Origin of the sequence: Chryseobacterium geocarposphaerae, assembly GCF_002797535.1 — a bacterium.
Taxonomy (GTDB): domain Bacteria; phylum Bacteroidota; class Bacteroidia; order Flavobacteriales; family Weeksellaceae; genus Chryseobacterium; species Chryseobacterium geocarposphaerae.
Genome location: NZ_PGFD01000001.1, coordinates 462,842 through 479,782, shown reverse-complemented (window position 1 = coordinate 479,782; position 16,941 = coordinate 462,842). Strand labels below are relative to the sequence as shown.

Here is a 16,941-nt window from a genome sequence, read left to right as displayed (position 1 = left end):
ATAAGACAATGGATACAACAGTTTTCTTACTCCTCCGTCTGGGCATTGCCACTAGTATGTTTGGACACGGCCTTGTACGGCTACCAAAATTAAATGCTTTCAGTGAATGGATGACCACCAGTTTTGAAAAATCCCTTTTACCAAAGGTTATGGTAATACCGTTTAGTTATGTGCTGCCCGTAGCAGAATTCACAGTGGGCCTGCTTCTATTGATTGGTTTATTTACAAAACCTGCATTAATAATGGGAGCAGTCATATTGCTGGTTCTTCTTTTTGGCACAGCTATGATTGAGAACTGGGAAGCTATTCCCTCCCAGTTACTGCACCTTGCTTTTTTTGCCCTGCTGCTACAGTTTATTCAATGTAACTCATGGGCTTTAGATAAACTTTTTAATCAATAAAACTTTAATCCATGACTACAAGACGCACATTTATTAAACAAACCGGAGCCCTTGGTACGCTCAGTATATTACCTTTTACAAGCAGCCTGGGTAATTTCCAGGAAAGAGCTCAAGTAAGCCCTAATTCCAAATGGTCAGACGGTTCCCGTTTGGTTGTCTCCATATCTATGCAGTTTGAATCCGGCGGACAGCCCGACAATGCAGAAAGTCCGTTCCCACAGAACATGGAAAAGGGTTTTAAAGATCTTCCTGCCGAAACCTGGTATCAGTACGGCTATAAGGAAGGTATTCCAAGAATGCTTGATAACTGGGATAAATTAGGAATTAAAGTCACTTCACACATGGTAGGTTCAGCTGTACTTAACAACCCGCAACTGGCAAAAGAAATTGTAGAAAGAGGTCACGAAGCAGCAGCACATGGGATGAACTGGAGTAAACAATATAATCTTCCTTATGAGGAGGAAAAGAAATTCATACAGGATGGTGTCCAGGCTATTTTGCAGGCAACCGGATTCCGCCCCGTAGGTTATAATGCCAACTGGTTGCGACGTGGTGAGAATACACTCAATATTTTACAGGAGCTGGGTTTCAAATATCATATTGATGATCTTAGCAGAGATGAGCCTTTTATTATCAAAGTAAAAAATAAAGACTTTGCGGTAATACCTTATACGCTTCGCTGCAACGATATACAGTTAATTGCTGGCGAACATTACTCAACCGATCAATTTGTACGGCAGGTTAAAATGGAGTTTGATCAACTTTATCAGGAAGCAGCAATCAAGCGCAGGCAACTATCGATCAGTTTTCATGACAGAATTGGCGGAACACCGCAAATGGTGAACGCTACCGAGCAGATTATCCGCTATATGCAGCAGCACAAAGGCGTAAGTTTTAAACGGAAAGACGAAATTGCAGACCTGATCTTAAAAGACGAAACTGCGATAAGGGAATAATAAAAAGCGCCACTTTTTAAGTGGCGCTTTGCTCTATCTAGCATTAGCTTTCGAACAACTGGGGTTTATTCAAATGGTAAAAACAATAAAATCATTCTAATATACCCATGAATCTATAATATGCTACTAAAGCAGACAGCATACATACAACCACTAACATTGGAAGCATTTTGTACTCTTTTTTTGAAGTATGAATAATCATACCAGCAAGCATGATTATGCAAAAACAGACAGCAGCTATAGGTGTTAAGATAGGAACTATTCCTAAAATCCAGGGAAATACAATCCCTATACAGCCAAGTAATTCCAAAACTCCCAGTATTCTGATGGGTATGATTGAGCTGTCCGCTTTTAGATGTCCATCTGCTACATGGCTCTCTTTACTGCCACTGATTTTACCATAACCAGGCATTATAAAAAATAGGGCAAGTACCCCTTGAATTATTAATACAAGTGTATTCATCTTTGTTTTTCTTTATGAAATGTTATTGAAATGTGAAAGTAGAGCAACAGGTTGCTCTCAAAAAGAAAAGTGTGTAGAATTAGATTCTACAGCTAGAGATTACCCTCTTTTAGGTTGGTTTAGCCAAAGATTAATATCTTCCATGTGATTAATATCCTTGTAATATTTTGGGTAAATATAGCAAAAATTTCTTCTTTTTGTAAGAAAACCAGACATGAGAGTCCGGTTTTTCCTAATGATTGTACAGCTTTCGGATTAACTTCTCCAAAGCAGTTTGCATTATATTTCAGTTCTCTAAAAAATCCATTAATATATAGCACAATAGTCAGATAACGAATGATTAAATAGAAAAATCTTATTCATACAAATATTCTTCAAAAAAAAGACCGATCGTTTTATTTTTTTTAATAATTTTACGCCGTATTAAAATTTCTGCTTGATGAAAACGACTAAATCTGAAAATACCAAACGACTAATTATCGAAAAAACAGCATCCGTTTTTAATACGAAAGGCTATGCAGGTACCTCCATAAATGATTTAATGAATGCCACAGGACTTTCAAAAGGTTGCATTTATGGTAATTTCGAAAACAAAGACGAGATTGCCTTGAATGTTTTTGATCACAACTTCGGTAAGGTAACTCAGCATATGAAGGAGCGCATCTTAGCAACTGAAAACTCGATAGAACGACTGCTTGTTTACCCGCAAACCTATAAAAATTATTTCAGATATTCATTTCTACAGGCCGGATGTCCAATTTTAAATACTGCTACAGAGGTTGATGATACGCATCCTAAGCTAAAAGAACGAACACAAAAAGCACTGGTATTTTGGAAAACATCAATTGAAAACCAGATTAAACGAGGTATCGCAAGAAAAGAAATAAAGGAAGATACAGACCCTACTGAAATTGCAGTGATCATGATTTCAATGATCGAAGGAGCATTCATGCAGGCAAAGGTCAACAACCATATGACAGAGCTTAAAATTGCAATGTCGTTCCTTGAAAGATTAATTAAGAATTTGAGCATATAATTTTTTTAAATTAAAAAAGACCGTCCGGTTTATTTTTATAAATATTATAATAAAACGAACAGAATATCATTAAATTTAAATATTACTTTTAAAGTTATGTCAATACAAATCAGGCTCGCAACCACTGGAGATTATCCAAGAATTATGGAAATTTGGGAATCCGCTGTAAGAGCAACTCACGACTTTCTGCTTGAGGAAGATCTTTCTTTCTTTAAACATGCTATTCCCAAGGATTATCTGCCCAATCTCGAAGTATACCTTTTTATACTGCAAAACCAACCGGTAGCATTTGCATCGGTATCAGAAGGAAGCTTAGAAATGCTGTTTGTTCACAATGACTACCGTGGTAAAGGTTATGGAAAGAGCCTATTTCAATTTATGGATGAAACGAAAGGCATTACAAAGGTTGACGTCAATGAGCAAAATTATCAGGCCGTCGGATTTTATGAAAAATTAGGGTTCAGAAAAGCAGGAAGATCCGAAAAGGATGGCTCAGGTAAAGATTATCCGATTATTCATATGCTAAGATGATAAATGATCATAATTATCACCACACAATAATTATTAATAAAAAAATATAAAAAATGATTGAAGGATTATATGAGACACACATTCAAGTAAGCAACTTGGAAAACGCAGTTCAGTTCTATACTCAAATATTGGGACTTGAATTTGCACACTATGATGAAACCAGGCCGATTGCGTTTCTTTGGATCGGAGAAAATAAAAAGGCAATGCTCGGACTTTGGGAACAAGAAGGCAATCTCCATAAAAGACATTTTGCATTCAGCTGTTCCAAAGATTTTATTTTAAAAGATGCAAATACTTTTTTAGAGAAAAACGGATTAAAGGCGTATAATTTCCTTAAAAATGGCAGCAATGAACCAATGGTTTTTGCCTGGATGCCTGCACTTGCTCTTTATTTTGACGATCCAGACGGAAATCAACTGGAGTTTATCCATATTCTGAACGGTAAAAGTCGGCCAGAACTTGGCGTGCTCAGCTACGAAGAATGGCAAAAAAACAATTCACCTCATTAGATAAATACATATGAATGCAGAAGACAATTATTTGGAAATAAACAGGGAATCTTGGAATACCAGAACAGAAGCTCACATCAATTCTGATTTTTATAACCTGGATGCCTTTTTGAAGGGAAAAAATTCATTAAAGGATATAGAGCTTAATTTACTTGGAGATTTGACAGCAAAATCCGTATTGCACTTACAATGCCATTTCGGACAAGATAGTATCTCTTTAAGTCGCCTGGGAGCGGACGTAGTCGGCGTTGACCTTTCGGATGTAGCAATAGATCGGGCACGGGAACTGGCAAAACAGAGTAATGTTTCAACAACTTTTATCTGCAGCGATGTTTATGACCTGCCCAATCATTTGGATCGTCAGTTTGATATTGTCTTTACAAGTTACGGTACTATCGGCTGGCTTCCGGATCTGGATCGGTGGGCAAAGATCATTTCGAAATTCCTGAAACCCGGTGGTACGTTTGTTTTTGTAGAATTTCATCCGGTTGTCTGGATGTTTGATTCGGGGTTTAAAAAGATTGAATACAGATATTTTAATTCCGGAGCCATTATAGAAACCGAAAAAGGAACTTATGCAGATAAAGAAGCGGAATTTGAAGTCAAATCAATTGGCTGGAACCACGGCTTAGCCGAAGTAATAAGTAGTCTGATGCAAAATGGTTTAGAAATGAATTCCATTGAAGAATTTGATTATTCACCATACAATAATTTCAATAATTCAATTGAATTTGAACCCGGTAAGTTCAGAATTGCTCATCTAGGAGACAAAATCCCTATGGTATATGCATTGACAGCCTCAAAAAGACATCTTGTGGATAATGAACAATAAAATCTGATGCTGTCTCTAAATTAAAATGGTCTGTTTATTCAAATTATATGTTTCTTAGGTTAATATTTCTTTATCTGTCATTTCTTCCGTTTGCTACTAATGCTCAAAATAGTACTCAAAAAAAGTATGTCTTTTTTTTGCATAATAAATTTTTGGAAGGACATTCGTTAAATGAATCCCATCCTAAATACGGACCAGCGGCTTATACAGCTATTTTAGAAAAGCTTCAATCCGCAAATTCTGTCATACTATCTGAAAAAAGAAAGCCCGACACTGATCCTAAGATGTATGCAAAAAAGGTGATCCTTACAATTGACAGCTTACATAACTATGGAGTTCCTTATGACCATATTTCAATTGTCGGAACGTCTCAGGGAGGTTATATAGCTCAATACATCTCCTATTATGCCAAAAATCCAGATTTGAAATTTGTTTTTATTGGCTCAAGCTTTAAAAATGATTCAATGAACGAAGATCGAAAGTTCCGGCTGTACGGGAAGATTTTATCGATTAATGAAAAAACCGACGTCGGCGCTGAGTTATTATCAAGGCAACTTAGATTTAAAAATTCTGATTTAAAATCTTTTAAAGAGATTACCCTCAACACAGGTCTGGAACACGGCTTTTTGTTCAGGGCAATAGAGGAGTGGATAATACCTGCCAAAGCATGGATTAATAGTAATAATCTATAAATTGATACTAATGAAAAAAGTAAAGCCACAATCATTTGTCAGATGGTTCGACCGACAATTTGATTCAAACACAGGTTCGGAATATTTTGACGAATTTTTACAACGACTTGAACATTTTCCGTCTGTTCTAAATAAACTGCTGAAAAGTTGTCCTATAGAAGCTTCAACCCGAAAAATGGGAGATAAATGGTCTGTCAATGAGAATATAGGGCATTTAATCCTTTTAGAAGATCTATGGCGAATCCGTTTTAGAGATATAAAGGAAGGAAAACCAGATATGTCCCCTGCCGATTTAAACAATACAGCAACCGATGAGTCTTCTTTCAACAATATGTTGTTTGAAGAGCTTATTAAGAACCTGGCCAGCGAAAGACACAAAACAATTGCAATGCTTCAAAAAATGAGTGAAGAAGACTTGTTGAAGACAAGTATGCATCCAAGATTACATCAACCAATGAATATCATTGACCTGATGTATTTTGTTGCGGAACATGATTTGCACCATTTGTACACCATACAATCTATAATTGGAAACATGGAAAACATATAATTTTTTTAGCAAAAAAAAGACCGATTGGTTTATTTTATATAAATATAATACAACAAAATGACAAAACTATCGATATTAGATTACCTAAATAAATTGATAAAAAGGGAAATCACGGATGGCATGCATACACACATGCAATATCCGACACCGATATCAAAAACATTGGGGATACAAATTGTTGAAGCCGGTTTAGGTACAGCTACTGTACAGATCAATGCTACAAAAGAAAAGCACAGTAACCAACAGGGAACCATTCACGGAGGTCTGCTTTGTGAACTGGCAGACGCAGCCATCGGAACCGCACATTCTACTGTTATTCAGGAAGGCGAAACTTTTACATCCGTAGAATTGAAAGTCAATTTTTACCGACCCGTTTTCGAGGATATACTCACTGCCACAGCATCACCCTTACATAGTGGAAAAAACTTAAGTCATTATCAATGCGATATTTTCCGCAGTGATGGTAAAAAAGCCGCTATGATAACAAGTACGGTCATGACTTTAAGAGGTGATGAAGCGAAAGTACGTTAATCTAATTCTCAATTACAACTTTATACAAACCATTCATGAAACAATCAATCTTTAAAAGCCCTGAAGGAAAAGACAAAATTATCCGGGCTTACGATGATGCCATAAAAAATGCTCCATTGAATTTGAAAACCAGTGTGCTGAAAACAACTTTTGGGGACACCCATTTTTTGGAGGCCGGAAGCCAACACCAAGAAATCATCGTATTACTGCACGGCACATCTTCTAATGCAACGTCATGGTTATCAGACATAGCCGAATATTCAAAACAATATAAAGTCATAGCAATAGATATTATCGGAGAGGCAGGAAAGAGCGCAGAAACCAGACCTTCTTATGAAACAAAAGACTTCGCGAAATGGCTAAAAGAGATTTTTGACAGGCTCAATATCAGCAAGGCAAATATCATTGGATTATCGCAAGGAGGATGGTTGGCATTACGCTTTGCAACAAGCTTTCCTGAATTAGTCGACCGCTTAGTTTTGTTGACACCGGCGGGAGTAGTTCCTACCAAAACAATATTTATCATTAAAGCCATCCTCTATTCCCTTTTGGGAACAACTGGACGTATCAAGATTAATAGATTGGTCTTGGGAAGCCAGCGTATGGATCAAAAAATTGTAGCATTTATGGATTTAATACAAACTAATTTTAATGCGAGGATAGAAAAAGAATATATTTTTTCAGATGATGAGCTTAGCCGTTTGACAATGCCTGTGTTATTCATCGGCGGAGAACAGGATGTAATCCGCTCTACTCAGGAAATTACCGCTAGATTGCAACATATTATCGACGACTTTACCATAATAACCATTCCGGAAATGGGACATGTTTTGACTGGATTAGCACCACGAATATTTCCGTTTTTAAACAAAACCAAATGCTAATTTAATCGCAGTACCCTTATGAATATGCAAACCAACTACAGTCACCTCAAGATTCCATTTGATACCCTGGAAATCTATATTCTTTCCGATGGATATTTTGATATAGGATCATATCAACCCATTATTGCTACGGATGCAGTACCTGCAGATCTTCAAAAGGAGCTCAACCGACTGCACTTACCTGCCGATATCTACGAAGCTCCTATTAATGTGATGCTTATCCGAAAGAATGAACAATTAATACTCGTAGATACAGGAGAAGGCTTTTATGATAAAAAAAATGCAGGGAAATTATTACATAGTCTGAAAAGTGCCGGATTCGGAGCCAGTGATATTTCAGATGTATTGATAACGCATGCTCATCGGGATCATATTGGGGGCATATTAACCGAAAATGATAATCTGGTATTTCCAAATGCAAGATTCTATATTTCACGGACTGAACTGGAATTCTGGTTTGCACAGGAGCCGAATTTCCCCAACAGTCGGAGGCCTGAGTTTGGACATGGTTCTGTTTCACTGGTTAAGCAGATATTAGGAGCCATTACCCATCGTTTAGAAATATTTGATGCAGGTGATGAATTATTTTCCTGTATTAAAACACAGGCAGCTCCCGGACATACTCCCGGACACATCATATTTACGGTTTATTCGGGTAAGCTATCCATTACGCATCTGGTTGATCTGGTTCATAGTCCTGTATTGATCTCTAATCCGGTTTGGGGTACACAATGGGATGCTGATTTTTCTTTGGGGATCGACACCCGAAAAAATATACTGGAACAATGTCATAAACAAAAATCTGTGGTTTGTGCCTCCCACCTTCCCTGGCCAGGAATAGGCTTTATCGAACGTGCCGATGATCAGTGGCAATGGACTCCTAAACCATATATTTCACCATTGCTACTTACATTTTGATCATGACTTTTCATTCAGTTTTAGCAATAAAATTTGAAATGTCTTTCACCAGTGACGGAAATAGTGAATCCGGGATAGCGTGTCCCATTCCTCTTTTTATGATCAGCTCACAGTAAGGAATAGTATTTTTTAAATCAACTGCATGTTCAATATTAAATAACGGATCTTCATCTCCATGTATCGTCAATGTGGGTACATGGAGACTAGTAAGAACATTTGAATCATATTGATAACTCAGCAGGGCAATGATCTGACGAAATGGCCTAACGAATGGAGACTTTCGGCTTTCGTCTTCGATAATTAACCAACGTTCTTTTTCTTCATTAAAACTATATTTATTTCCATAAATAGCTTTCATAAAATCAACTTTTTCATGTATATAAGCTTGCTTATTATCGTGAAAATTTGTAGTGCTGTTTGTCATTTTGCCTATCAATGCATCATCTGCCTTCGGAAGAGCAGGATTAAAGCTTGAAGACATCAATAAAGTCAGTGTCTGAGTCATTTCCGGATATCGTGATGCAAATAGCTGTGCTATGATGCCACCCATTGAACGCCCTACAATATTTGCGCTCCTGATGCCAAGTGAATGCAGCAAATCTTTTATATCATCTGCCATATCCAATAAAGAATAAGGGGCAGGATATTTTTCTGGATGCTGTAGAAAATCATTCAAAGAAAAGCTATAGCTGTCGTTGCTATTATAGGTAGTAAAAGTACTTTTTCCACAGTCTCTGTTGTCAAAGCAGATTACGCGAAATCCTTCTTCTACAACCTTATTACGAAATGGAAGTTCCCAACGGGTCATTTGTGTGTTTAACCCACTGATGAGTATGATAGTTTCGTTGTTTTCAGCTCCAAATACTTCATAATAGATGGTAGCATTTTTTAGCTCGATATATCCCATAAATAATTTACTACAATGTGATCTCTAAGGGTAAAAGTCTTGAATCCAATATCGCAGCGACACGATGCCCCGTAATCTTCATATAATCCGGATTCTGCTCGAAAGCAAAAAAATCCGATACACTTCTTTGTCTAATCAACATACAGATATCCCACTGTTCGTCCTGAGGACCTATCAAAAAGCGGTCTCCTTTTCCAACAAAAAGAATCTCTCCACCACCCTGCTCTAGAAAAGGTTTGGCAAGGTCTATATAGAGCATAAAAGCTTCGTAACCCGAAATTTCGCTGGCAGGTGCAATTTCAGGAAACCCGGAATAATCAGCAATTTCCTTTAAATGTATCAGATTTAAATTTACGATTGACCCTTGAATATTTTTTAACATAAGATCCCGGCCGGCTTCGTAGGTTGGATATAAATAGGTTTTGCTTTCCATATCAGTATATATTTTTGGTTTTACTTTGCTCTTCTTTCAGATCGTTTTTAGCTTTCTGCAACTTCTTTTTATAGCCTATGATTTTGTTCTCTTCCCATGGAACAATGATCATATTTTCAAAAACGAAACTCTTCTCTCCCAGCCGGATCCAATCGTCCTGTAAACTCCTGTTATCAAATTGTCCGTTGTTCAGCTCAAACCGGATTCTATTAGAAAGTGCTTTTAAATTAGTACTCTCTTTAATAAATATTTTATTTTCCGAATTATTCAGAATAGTCAATACACCCATTAACGGTTTCATCTCTAAAAACTCAGCGTTTAATTTCTTTCTGTACTTTTTGTCCATACTATTCATTAAATTTAAATATCACCCCCTAAGATTTTCAATTGCCCGGCGAAAACACTTAGATCTTCCGTTACAATTCCTTCTAATAGCTTTTTGGATATGTACCCCGCTGTACTTGTAGCTTCTGTAAAAATTCTTTCTCCGGCAGAAGTGAGTTTTACATAACTCACCCTCGCATCCCTATCACTATTTTCTTTTTCTACAAGTCCCATTTTTTCCATTGGTAAAATAATCCGCGTAATGCCAGAAGCGGTTAAACCTGTATTCTCAGCAAGATCAATTCTTTTTAAACGGTTACCAGGTGCATTACTTAAAATATACAGGATCATATAGTCAGTAAGGCTAATACCATGCAGACTTAAACCGTCAAACTTTTTTGTAATGACAGATTGAACCTTTAAAATATTCAGAATTGTACTTATTTCTTTCATTTTATATTTGTAATATATTTGATTAGTCAAGTATTTTGCAAATATATGAATTTTCTTTGTTCTCAAAATAGTTATAGGCTAAATAATTTGAGCTACATAAATATTGTAAACGCTTGCTTGTGAATAATTCTGGAGATTAACCTGATATACTAAAGATTAATTTGTGGAAATATATCTGATAAAAGTCTTTGTGGAGAAGTAAGTTAGTGGCGATCCATTATTAAAAAAGTAGACAATGGAAAATTGAATTGGTTACTGTGGAAAGAATGGGAACGGATTCTTTTCCTATGAAGGAGCAAAAAACTCTAGATATAGCAACCCATTTGCATTTAATTTTACATAAAAAAGTAGCAACATAGTAAAAAATGCAAATGAGTAAAACTATTATAATACCCTAATGAGAATCCAAAGTACTGTTACTAAAGTAGATACAATTTAAAAAATATTATTACTAGGAATTACTATAAAATTGCCATTGCTCCTCCATCAATCCTATAGTTTGCTCCGGTGATGTATTTTGCTTCCGGGGAAACCAAAAAACTCACAAGTGATGCCACCTCTTCCGGCTCGCCCATTCTGCTCAATGGAAGGTCTCCTATTTCATTTTTTATAGATTTGAAAGCTGCATCAAAAGAGATACCTCCTTTTTCTGCAATGTCAGCAATAAAACTTTCCATCAGAGGTGTTTTGACCATACCTGGAGATACCGCATTAACACGTACACCCTGCGATCCCAATTCGCTTGCCAAAGCTTTTGTATAGGCATTTAAAGCTGCCTTTGAGGCTGAATACGACATAGTCATTTTCCAAAGCGGCTGCACTGCTGCCCCAGTGGATATATTAATAATCACACCTTCATTCTGTGATATCAGACTTGGTATAAGCGCCTTATTCACTCTCACAGCGGACATAAGGTTCAACTCAATTTCGTTGCTCCAATCTTCGTCACTAAGAGTACTGTATCCACCTCCAGGACTTGTATTGGCACCAGCATTATTTATCACAATATCAACCTTTCCAAACTTTTCCAAGATTTCTTCAGCAATAAACTGGGCAGTTTGCGGCTTAGTCAGATCACCAGCTATAAAATAATGTGCTATTTCTTCATCCGGCTTGGTGCGGGCTGTTACGACAACCTGTGCACCATCACGTGCAAGCTTATCAGCAATTGCTTTTCCGATACCTTTTGTTCCACCTGTAACAAGCGCAATTTTTCCTTTTAATAAATTTTCCATAATGTTAAAATTGAAATATTATGTTGCAAATCTAAACCCAATACTTTACATTTGAAAGTAGTTACACAAATGTAAAGTAATACCAAAAAGTAAAGCCATACAGAAAATCAAAACGTTATGAACAAAAAAAATTCTGAAAAAATTCCAGGGAAATGTGTGATACAGGAAATTTTAGATATTATTGGTGGAAAATGGTCAATGTCAATCATTTTTGCTCTTCTACATGGTACCAAAAGATTTAATGAGCTTCAAAAATTAGTAACCAACATTAATACGCGTATGCTGGTAAAAGAATTAAAGAATATGGAAGAAAACGGAATAGTTATACGACAAGTCTTTGCCACAGTTCCTCCTACCGTGGAGTATACTCTCACAGAAAAAGGAAGAAAGTTGGAACCCAGTCTTGCAGAGCTGCTTAAGTGGGGAGAAGAGTTTGTGAATTAGTTTAATTTCTGATACAGATTTTTTATATAAGGAATACTGTTATTCTCCTTTTAACTTCAACCGGTAATTTGTAGGAGATTGCTGATATCTTTCGTGAAAACTTTTAGTAAAATTTGCAAGATCGTTAAATCCACAGTCAAATGCAATATCCGTAATCCTTTCACTGGTAGCTATGAGGAGTTCTGCAGCCCTTTCAAGTCTTTTGGATTTAATATAATTGGCAGGCGAATCATCATATAACTTTTTAAATTCCCTTTTAAAAGACGAAATGCTCAGATTTGTTTTCTGTGCCAGTTCTTCGATTCCTAACTGCAGAAACAGATTGGCTTCAATAATCTGTTTGAAGGAATAAGTCGTTGATGAGAAAAGCTGTGAAAGTATGACCTGAATATTTTCAGCGTCTTGGGTTTGAGACAGTAAGAGGATTATTTCCTTAAGCTTCAAAATCAGAATTTCATCGTTTACCAAAGAAGGATTTTCAAAATAAAAAAGCAGACCTTCTATGTATTTTTGAATAAGAAAATCATTATTGATTCTCTTTTTATTTTGGTTGGTGACCTGATTATTGGGCATAAAGATCGTGGGGATCTCCTTATCATATACTTTTTTAAGAATGTCCGGATGAAAGGTAACAATGATGATTTCACCATTGCTTTCCGAATTGTTATTTTGTATCTGCTGGCCGGAAGCCATACAGTTAAGTAATAATGAGCGTTTATCTTCTATTTTCAGTTGATCATCTTCTGACCGATATTCTATTTCACCCCGCAACATATAAAGGAAGCAAGCCTGTTCTGCAACCGGAAAAGCAAATTGAAAAGGTGGTTTAAAATCCACTTTCTGAATCAGTGTTTTTCCGAATAGATCAAATTTTTTATAGTCTGTAACCATAAGAAGTACTTAGATTTTAAAATGATGGACCGCATTACATCCCCTTCTTCGTCTACAAAAGTAAAAGGCAAAGACGACTGAAAGAACTCAAGAGCCATATCAAATTTTCCTATATGCTAAGATATAACTTATTTGATACCGTAATAGATGCTAGAAACCACCGAATAAACAGATTATAAGTTGAATGTAGCATCAATCCGCCCCAAAGGCTTTATAACCAAGTGTAGATAAAGCAAGCACTCATAATAGAGATATTAAAAAAGTTCAGACCGAAGCAAAATATTACCTTTAAGGAGTAATATAATTTTTGTTTATCCTCTTTTGCTTTCTAAACTGCAATATCGAACCAATAATAAACAAAACGAAGATAAAAAGTATAGTTGTTCCGATTATTGGGTCTTTTGGTCCTGATGCTATAGGATTTCCAACTGGCACCCGGCTAAAAGTTTCGTTAACAGTGGGTATTAAGGATAGAAAAAAACTGAAAGACAGAAAAAAATTTTCTATTAAACGATAACCGTTATTACCCTTCTTTCTTACATACAGAATATAGGCTACAGATATCAACATCACGATAAGTAAAGCCAGAATATGTCCTGGATTAACCCCCTTCACACTTGATAAACCTAAAGCTGTCAAAGAGGAAATCAACGTGAAATAAAAATATATTTTCCCTGCCAGTGTGTCTAGATTTATTTTACCACTTTTAATTAAGGAAATAATTGCTGAAATAATTGCTATAATTCCGATAACGGTATGAAAAATACCCAAATTTGATAAACCCATAATTTTAATTTTTTAATTATAAACTTTCTATTGATGGTTCAAAATTGCAAATTAAAAATGCTTACCTTTTTGTAATTTAGTTCAATAATTTGGTAATATGGCTCACACCAATTTCAGCCATTATTAATAGGAGGGCATTATTCTTTATCATATTCCCAAACTTATTTACACTTGATATATCGTTTGGGAACTGAGACTAATTCTGTTGGTTTGAAATAAATAGGATTTGCCCCAGCGTTTTTTATTTTTATGAATACATTGTTAGGATTAAAATAAATAATAATTTTTGAGCTCTTTAGAATTCAGCTTTTGACAATATCCTTTAGCTACTTGGATACATATTAACTTAAGAATAATATTCTGTCATTAAACTTTTTCGCTGTTGCGTTTCCAAATTAATATAATCGAATTTCTTGTATTGACAGAAAGATCCCATGTCTTTATCTCCGTTGATAAAAATAGCACCTACCAAAATTACATATTTACAGGGATAATTGGCTTCTTTTACCAACACTTCTATTCTTTCATCAATGGCTTCATACATGACTTCCGTTGCCTCAAATATTTGATTTTCCGCAGTAAGGATTCTGCCTTTCTGATGAAGAAAGATCTGTTCAATGGTATTCATCTGGAAGTCCAGTGAAGTGATGTTCCCCTCAATAATTTGTCCTGCCGAAAGCTTTCCCAATGCTCCTTTCGCAGCACCACAGCATGCCGAATTACCACTCTGCCCAATTCTGCTTATTTCTCCGATAGTACCATCCTTTGTAATGCCAATATGTGGCGCATAAAATATGATAACAGCACCGTCTTCCGGAACATGATGTGCAAAAGCATTCATCCCTGTAATCCCAGCGAAAGGAAAACCGTCCAATCCCCCTAAATGAAACGGACCCAACATTTCATAAGCTCTTGGCGGATATTGTATGGCATTGACATCATCGCAGCACATGCTGTCTGCGTGCATCAATTGATTAGGTTTTAAACCTATATACTTTTCAATAGTGTCTAATAGCCGGTTAACGGTATCAATAGAAGTTAAGGCTTTAGGATACCACTTTCTGACAGATTCTAAATGTTCCATAATTTACTCGTATTTATATTTACATTAAAATATTATTCTGTGCCACAATTGCTGGTGGCAGATCTTTTTCACCCAACATTTCACGAAGATCAATCTCTATATTTCTGCTTATCTGGGTAATAGGAATATCGTTGGCATTCCCCTCAAATGGGTTTTCCGTACTTTCGCCAATCTGTTCCAAAACTAAAAATACCCATCCCAGCAATACACTGAAGGGAATAGCAAGCCAAATTATATTATCCCCGAATTTCTCCGTCATCTTAGAAAATTCGCCTATGAAGCCCAATGGCATTAGAAGACACAGGGCATTGGTAAAATATAAATTGATGCTCGAAAACTGTCTCGGGTAAGGAAAGTTTTTAAGACGTTCGCATTTCCCCTGCTGGTCGTACAATTCTTTGAGCTGATTCTCGAGGGCAACATAATTGTAATCTGATATTTTGTTTTCCTCATTCAGTTTTTTTAGTTGAGAAGATTGGGAACTTATGATTTGCGTTGCGCGGTTTTTTGTTGATAAAATGTATTGAAGTTCTTCTTCACTAAGAAATTCCGCCAGTTCTTCATTCAAACTACTTTCCCACTCCGGAACGTTGTAATATTGAAGATATTCCCGATTGTAACTTTTGGTTTTCACGTTCTCCCAACTTTTAATTTCTCTAAGCTGAAAGCGTAATGCTGTGAGCCACGCAAAATGTCGATAAATAACTTCCTGATGCAGTTGTTTTTCAAGAATTTTGTCCTCTGAACGGATAAAATCTTTTACCATAATTCCAAAAGCCCGGCTACTGTTAATGATAGCACCATACACCTGTCGCGCTTCCCAGGTTCGGTTATAGGTCTGAGTATTTTTGAACCCCGAAATGAATGCCGTGGCTGTTCCCAGCAAAGCCACCGGAACCCAGGGAATTGCCAGCCACTTCCAGTCCAGAAAATAAAACAGCAGCGTCGGAATTATACTTAATAAAAGCATTTTATATATTTTAGATCTTGTCCAGGGAATAAAATGCTTAAGCTTGTAATGAGAGCTTATATTCATATTGATTTAATTTTTTGAGGAAAATTTACTGATAAGGATACCAACCAAAACTACCGTATAAAACTGTCCTGCAACACCTATAAATGCTGTAATTAATTTGGTAGTATGTGTACCTGGTGTGATATCGCCAAAACCAATACTGGTAAAGGTTATAGAGCAAAAATATACCAGGTCAATATATATGCTTGCTGGTGAAGAGACATCTATTCCTTTAAAAGACAACGGATTATAATATTCAAATGTTTGTAATAAGAATACCGAAATCTCTATTAATAAAAAATAACCGCATGCTGATGCTGAAATAATATCGCTATTAATATATCCCGGTTTTAGTAGAAACCGAAGCAGTTCTACAAACAGGAATCCAAAAAAAACGACATAATTGATATTAAGGAAAGTAAAATACCATGGTATATCTTTAAAAAAAGGAATACCAATAGGTAGAAGTAACACAAGAATAAACTGAAAATTCCTAAACCAATGTCTCCAGGTATGTTTTCCCGTAAACATGAAGATGCTTCCCAATCCTAATATAAGCATATTGGCAGGCCAAATGACCCTCGTATAGAACTCAAGATCAGTAAGGATTATGCCAACAAATAAATGCTGAAGCAATGCGAAAAGTAATAATTCGTATTTTTTATTTTGAAGAAATGCTATTATTTTATTCACCGGAGCAGAAAATGTCAGAATTGTTTCAATACATAATGAATGAACAACAAGCTATTTAGCCTGTCCAATATCGAGCCTGTAAACTTACCACCGGCATCAATGCTAAACTTAAAATAGGTTTTAAAATCGTCCCAGCTTTCTGTATGGAAATTTCCCGTAATATCTTTTCCTTCATTTTCCACCTTTTCTATGCTCGTGAATCTTTCGTGTCCGCAGGCTTCTTTGACAAAGCTTTGAAAATTTCGGGGACTGCCGTCATCATAAAGCCTAGCATCTGCGGTAAAGTAAGACAGAAAAGTTTTGCTGTCACCATTTTGCCAGGCATCGAAAGCGGCCTTCACGGTTTCATTTGTAAGTTTGTTCGTGTTCATTT

The 16,941-nt window shown here is 36.2% G+C and carries 24 protein-coding genes; 12 read left to right on the top strand and 12 right to left on the bottom strand.

Annotated features, from left to right (window positions below; translation table 11 throughout):
• The first annotated feature begins 8 nt into the window (after nucleotides 1-8).
• Together CLV73_RS02205 and CLV73_RS02200 are read left to right on the top strand one after the other, a co-directional pair.
• Nucleotides 9-401, top strand: coding sequence for a DoxX family protein (locus tag CLV73_RS02205; RefSeq protein ID WP_100375258.1), 393 nt, complete (start codon nucleotides 9-11; stop codon nucleotides 399-401).
• A gap of 11 nt (nucleotides 402-412) precedes the next feature.
• Nucleotides 413-1,357, top strand: coding sequence for a polysaccharide deacetylase family protein (locus CLV73_RS02200; protein WP_100375257.1), 945 nt, complete (start codon nucleotides 413-415; stop codon nucleotides 1,355-1,357).
• Nucleotides 1,358-1,448: 91 nt separating this feature from the next.
• On the opposite strand, the gene CLV73_RS02195 is transcribed toward CLV73_RS02200, so the two are convergent.
• Complete coding sequence (locus CLV73_RS02195; protein WP_100375256.1) at nucleotides 1,449-1,820, bottom strand: DoxX family protein; 372 nt, start codon at nucleotides 1,818-1,820, stop codon at nucleotides 1,449-1,451.
• A 439-nt stretch (nucleotides 1,821-2,259) separates the two neighbouring features.
• Between CLV73_RS02195 and CLV73_RS02190 the strand changes: the two genes are divergently transcribed.
• From CLV73_RS02190 to CLV73_RS02150, 9 genes are all read left to right on the top strand, one after another.
• On the top strand, nucleotides 2,260-2,856 hold the full coding sequence (locus CLV73_RS02190) for a TetR/AcrR family transcriptional regulator (RefSeq protein ID WP_100375255.1): 597 nt from the start codon (nucleotides 2,260-2,262) through the stop codon (nucleotides 2,854-2,856).
• 96 nt (nucleotides 2,857-2,952) lie between these two features.
• Entirely contained in the window at nucleotides 2,953-3,387 is a 435-nt protein-coding gene (locus CLV73_RS02185) for a GNAT family N-acetyltransferase (protein ID WP_100375254.1), read from the top strand.
• A gap of 53 nt (nucleotides 3,388-3,440) precedes the next feature.
• On the top strand, nucleotides 3,441-3,896 hold the full coding sequence (locus CLV73_RS02180; RefSeq protein WP_100375253.1) for a VOC family protein: 456 nt from the start codon (nucleotides 3,441-3,443) through the stop codon (nucleotides 3,894-3,896).
• 10 nt (nucleotides 3,897-3,906) lie between these two features.
• Nucleotides 3,907-4,728: a class I SAM-dependent methyltransferase gene (locus CLV73_RS02175; protein WP_100375252.1), complete on the top strand. Its 822-nt coding sequence runs from the start codon at nucleotides 3,907-3,909 to the stop codon at nucleotides 4,726-4,728.
• 137 nt (nucleotides 4,729-4,865) lie between these two features.
• The gene (locus CLV73_RS02170; RefSeq protein WP_157798700.1) at nucleotides 4,866-5,420 is read left to right on the top strand and encodes an alpha/beta hydrolase family protein; all 555 of its coding nucleotides are present in this window, start codon (nucleotides 4,866-4,868) and stop codon (nucleotides 5,418-5,420) included.
• Nucleotides 5,421-5,430: 10 nt separating this feature from the next.
• Nucleotides 5,431-5,970 carry a DinB family protein gene (locus CLV73_RS02165; protein WP_100375250.1) on the top strand — a complete coding sequence of 180 codons (540 nt, stop codon included), beginning with the start codon at nucleotides 5,431-5,433 and terminating at the stop codon, nucleotides 5,968-5,970.
• A gap of 57 nt (nucleotides 5,971-6,027) precedes the next feature.
• Complete coding sequence (locus tag CLV73_RS02160) at nucleotides 6,028-6,501, top strand: PaaI family thioesterase (protein ID WP_100375249.1); 474 nt, start codon at nucleotides 6,028-6,030, stop codon at nucleotides 6,499-6,501.
• A gap of 35 nt (nucleotides 6,502-6,536) precedes the next feature.
• The gene (locus CLV73_RS02155) at nucleotides 6,537-7,385 is read left to right on the top strand and encodes an alpha/beta fold hydrolase (protein WP_100375248.1); all 849 of its coding nucleotides are present in this window, start codon (nucleotides 6,537-6,539) and stop codon (nucleotides 7,383-7,385) included.
• Nucleotides 7,386-7,403: 18 nt separating this feature from the next.
• The gene (locus CLV73_RS02150; protein WP_100375247.1) at nucleotides 7,404-8,303 is read left to right on the top strand and encodes an MBL fold metallo-hydrolase; all 900 of its coding nucleotides are present in this window, start codon (nucleotides 7,404-7,406) and stop codon (nucleotides 8,301-8,303) included.
• Nucleotides 8,304-8,313: 10 nt separating this feature from the next.
• Here CLV73_RS02150 and CLV73_RS02145 read toward each other — a convergent pair whose 3' ends face one another.
• The 5 genes from CLV73_RS02145 to CLV73_RS02125 form a co-directional block, all read right to left on the bottom strand.
• Nucleotides 8,314-9,210, bottom strand: coding sequence for an alpha/beta fold hydrolase (locus tag CLV73_RS02145; protein ID WP_100375246.1), 897 nt, complete (start codon nucleotides 9,208-9,210; stop codon nucleotides 8,314-8,316).
• Nucleotides 9,211-9,220: 10 nt separating this feature from the next.
• On the bottom strand, nucleotides 9,221-9,643 hold the full coding sequence (locus CLV73_RS02140; protein ID WP_100375245.1) for a DUF1330 domain-containing protein: 423 nt from the start codon (nucleotides 9,641-9,643) through the stop codon (nucleotides 9,221-9,223).
• A gap of 1 nt (nucleotide 9,644) precedes the next feature.
• Nucleotides 9,645-9,989, bottom strand: a complete 345-nt coding sequence (locus CLV73_RS02135) for a GIY-YIG nuclease family protein (RefSeq protein ID WP_100375244.1) — start codon at nucleotides 9,987-9,989, stop codon at nucleotides 9,645-9,647.
• Between the two features lie 14 nt (nucleotides 9,990-10,003).
• On the bottom strand, nucleotides 10,004-10,420 hold the full coding sequence (locus tag CLV73_RS02130; RefSeq protein ID WP_100376952.1) for a MarR family winged helix-turn-helix transcriptional regulator: 417 nt from the start codon (nucleotides 10,418-10,420) through the stop codon (nucleotides 10,004-10,006).
• 461 nt (nucleotides 10,421-10,881) lie between these two features.
• Entirely contained in the window at nucleotides 10,882-11,655 is a 774-nt protein-coding gene (locus CLV73_RS02125; RefSeq protein WP_100375243.1) for an SDR family oxidoreductase, read from the bottom strand.
• Between the two features lie 117 nt (nucleotides 11,656-11,772).
• Between CLV73_RS02125 and CLV73_RS02120 the strand changes: the two genes are divergently transcribed.
• Nucleotides 11,773-12,099 carry a winged helix-turn-helix transcriptional regulator gene (locus CLV73_RS02120; protein WP_100375242.1) on the top strand — a complete coding sequence of 109 codons (327 nt, stop codon included), beginning with the start codon at nucleotides 11,773-11,775 and terminating at the stop codon, nucleotides 12,097-12,099.
• A 39-nt stretch (nucleotides 12,100-12,138) separates the two neighbouring features.
• On the opposite strand, the gene CLV73_RS02115 is transcribed toward CLV73_RS02120, so the two are convergent.
• The 6 genes from CLV73_RS02115 to CLV73_RS02090 all read right to left on the bottom strand — a co-directional run bounded on the left by CLV73_RS02115 (nucleotide 12,139) and on the right by CLV73_RS02090 (nucleotide 16,939).
• Nucleotides 12,139-12,990, bottom strand: a complete 852-nt coding sequence (locus CLV73_RS02115) for a helix-turn-helix domain-containing protein (protein ID WP_100375241.1) — start codon at nucleotides 12,988-12,990, stop codon at nucleotides 12,139-12,141.
• A gap of 288 nt (nucleotides 12,991-13,278) precedes the next feature.
• The gene (locus CLV73_RS02110; RefSeq protein WP_100375218.1) at nucleotides 13,279-13,776 is read right to left on the bottom strand and encodes a hypothetical protein; all 498 of its coding nucleotides are present in this window, start codon (nucleotides 13,774-13,776) and stop codon (nucleotides 13,279-13,281) included.
• Nucleotides 13,777-14,122: 346 nt separating this feature from the next.
• Nucleotides 14,123-14,860, bottom strand: coding sequence for a hypothetical protein (locus CLV73_RS02105; RefSeq protein ID WP_100375240.1), 738 nt, complete (start codon nucleotides 14,858-14,860; stop codon nucleotides 14,123-14,125).
• A gap of 19 nt (nucleotides 14,861-14,879) precedes the next feature.
• Nucleotides 14,880-15,896 (bottom strand): bestrophin family protein, encoded by a 1,017-nt coding sequence (locus CLV73_RS02100; RefSeq protein WP_100375239.1) that lies wholly within the window; start codon nucleotides 15,894-15,896, stop codon nucleotides 14,880-14,882.
• A gap of 6 nt (nucleotides 15,897-15,902) precedes the next feature.
• Nucleotides 15,903-16,568 (bottom strand): potassium channel family protein, encoded by a 666-nt coding sequence (locus CLV73_RS02095; protein WP_100375238.1) that lies wholly within the window; start codon nucleotides 16,566-16,568, stop codon nucleotides 15,903-15,905.
• 14 nt (nucleotides 16,569-16,582) lie between these two features.
• Complete coding sequence (locus CLV73_RS02090) at nucleotides 16,583-16,939, bottom strand: nuclear transport factor 2-like protein (RefSeq protein ID WP_228424168.1); 357 nt, start codon at nucleotides 16,937-16,939, stop codon at nucleotides 16,583-16,585.
• Between the last annotated feature and the right edge of the window lie 2 nt (nucleotides 16,940-16,941).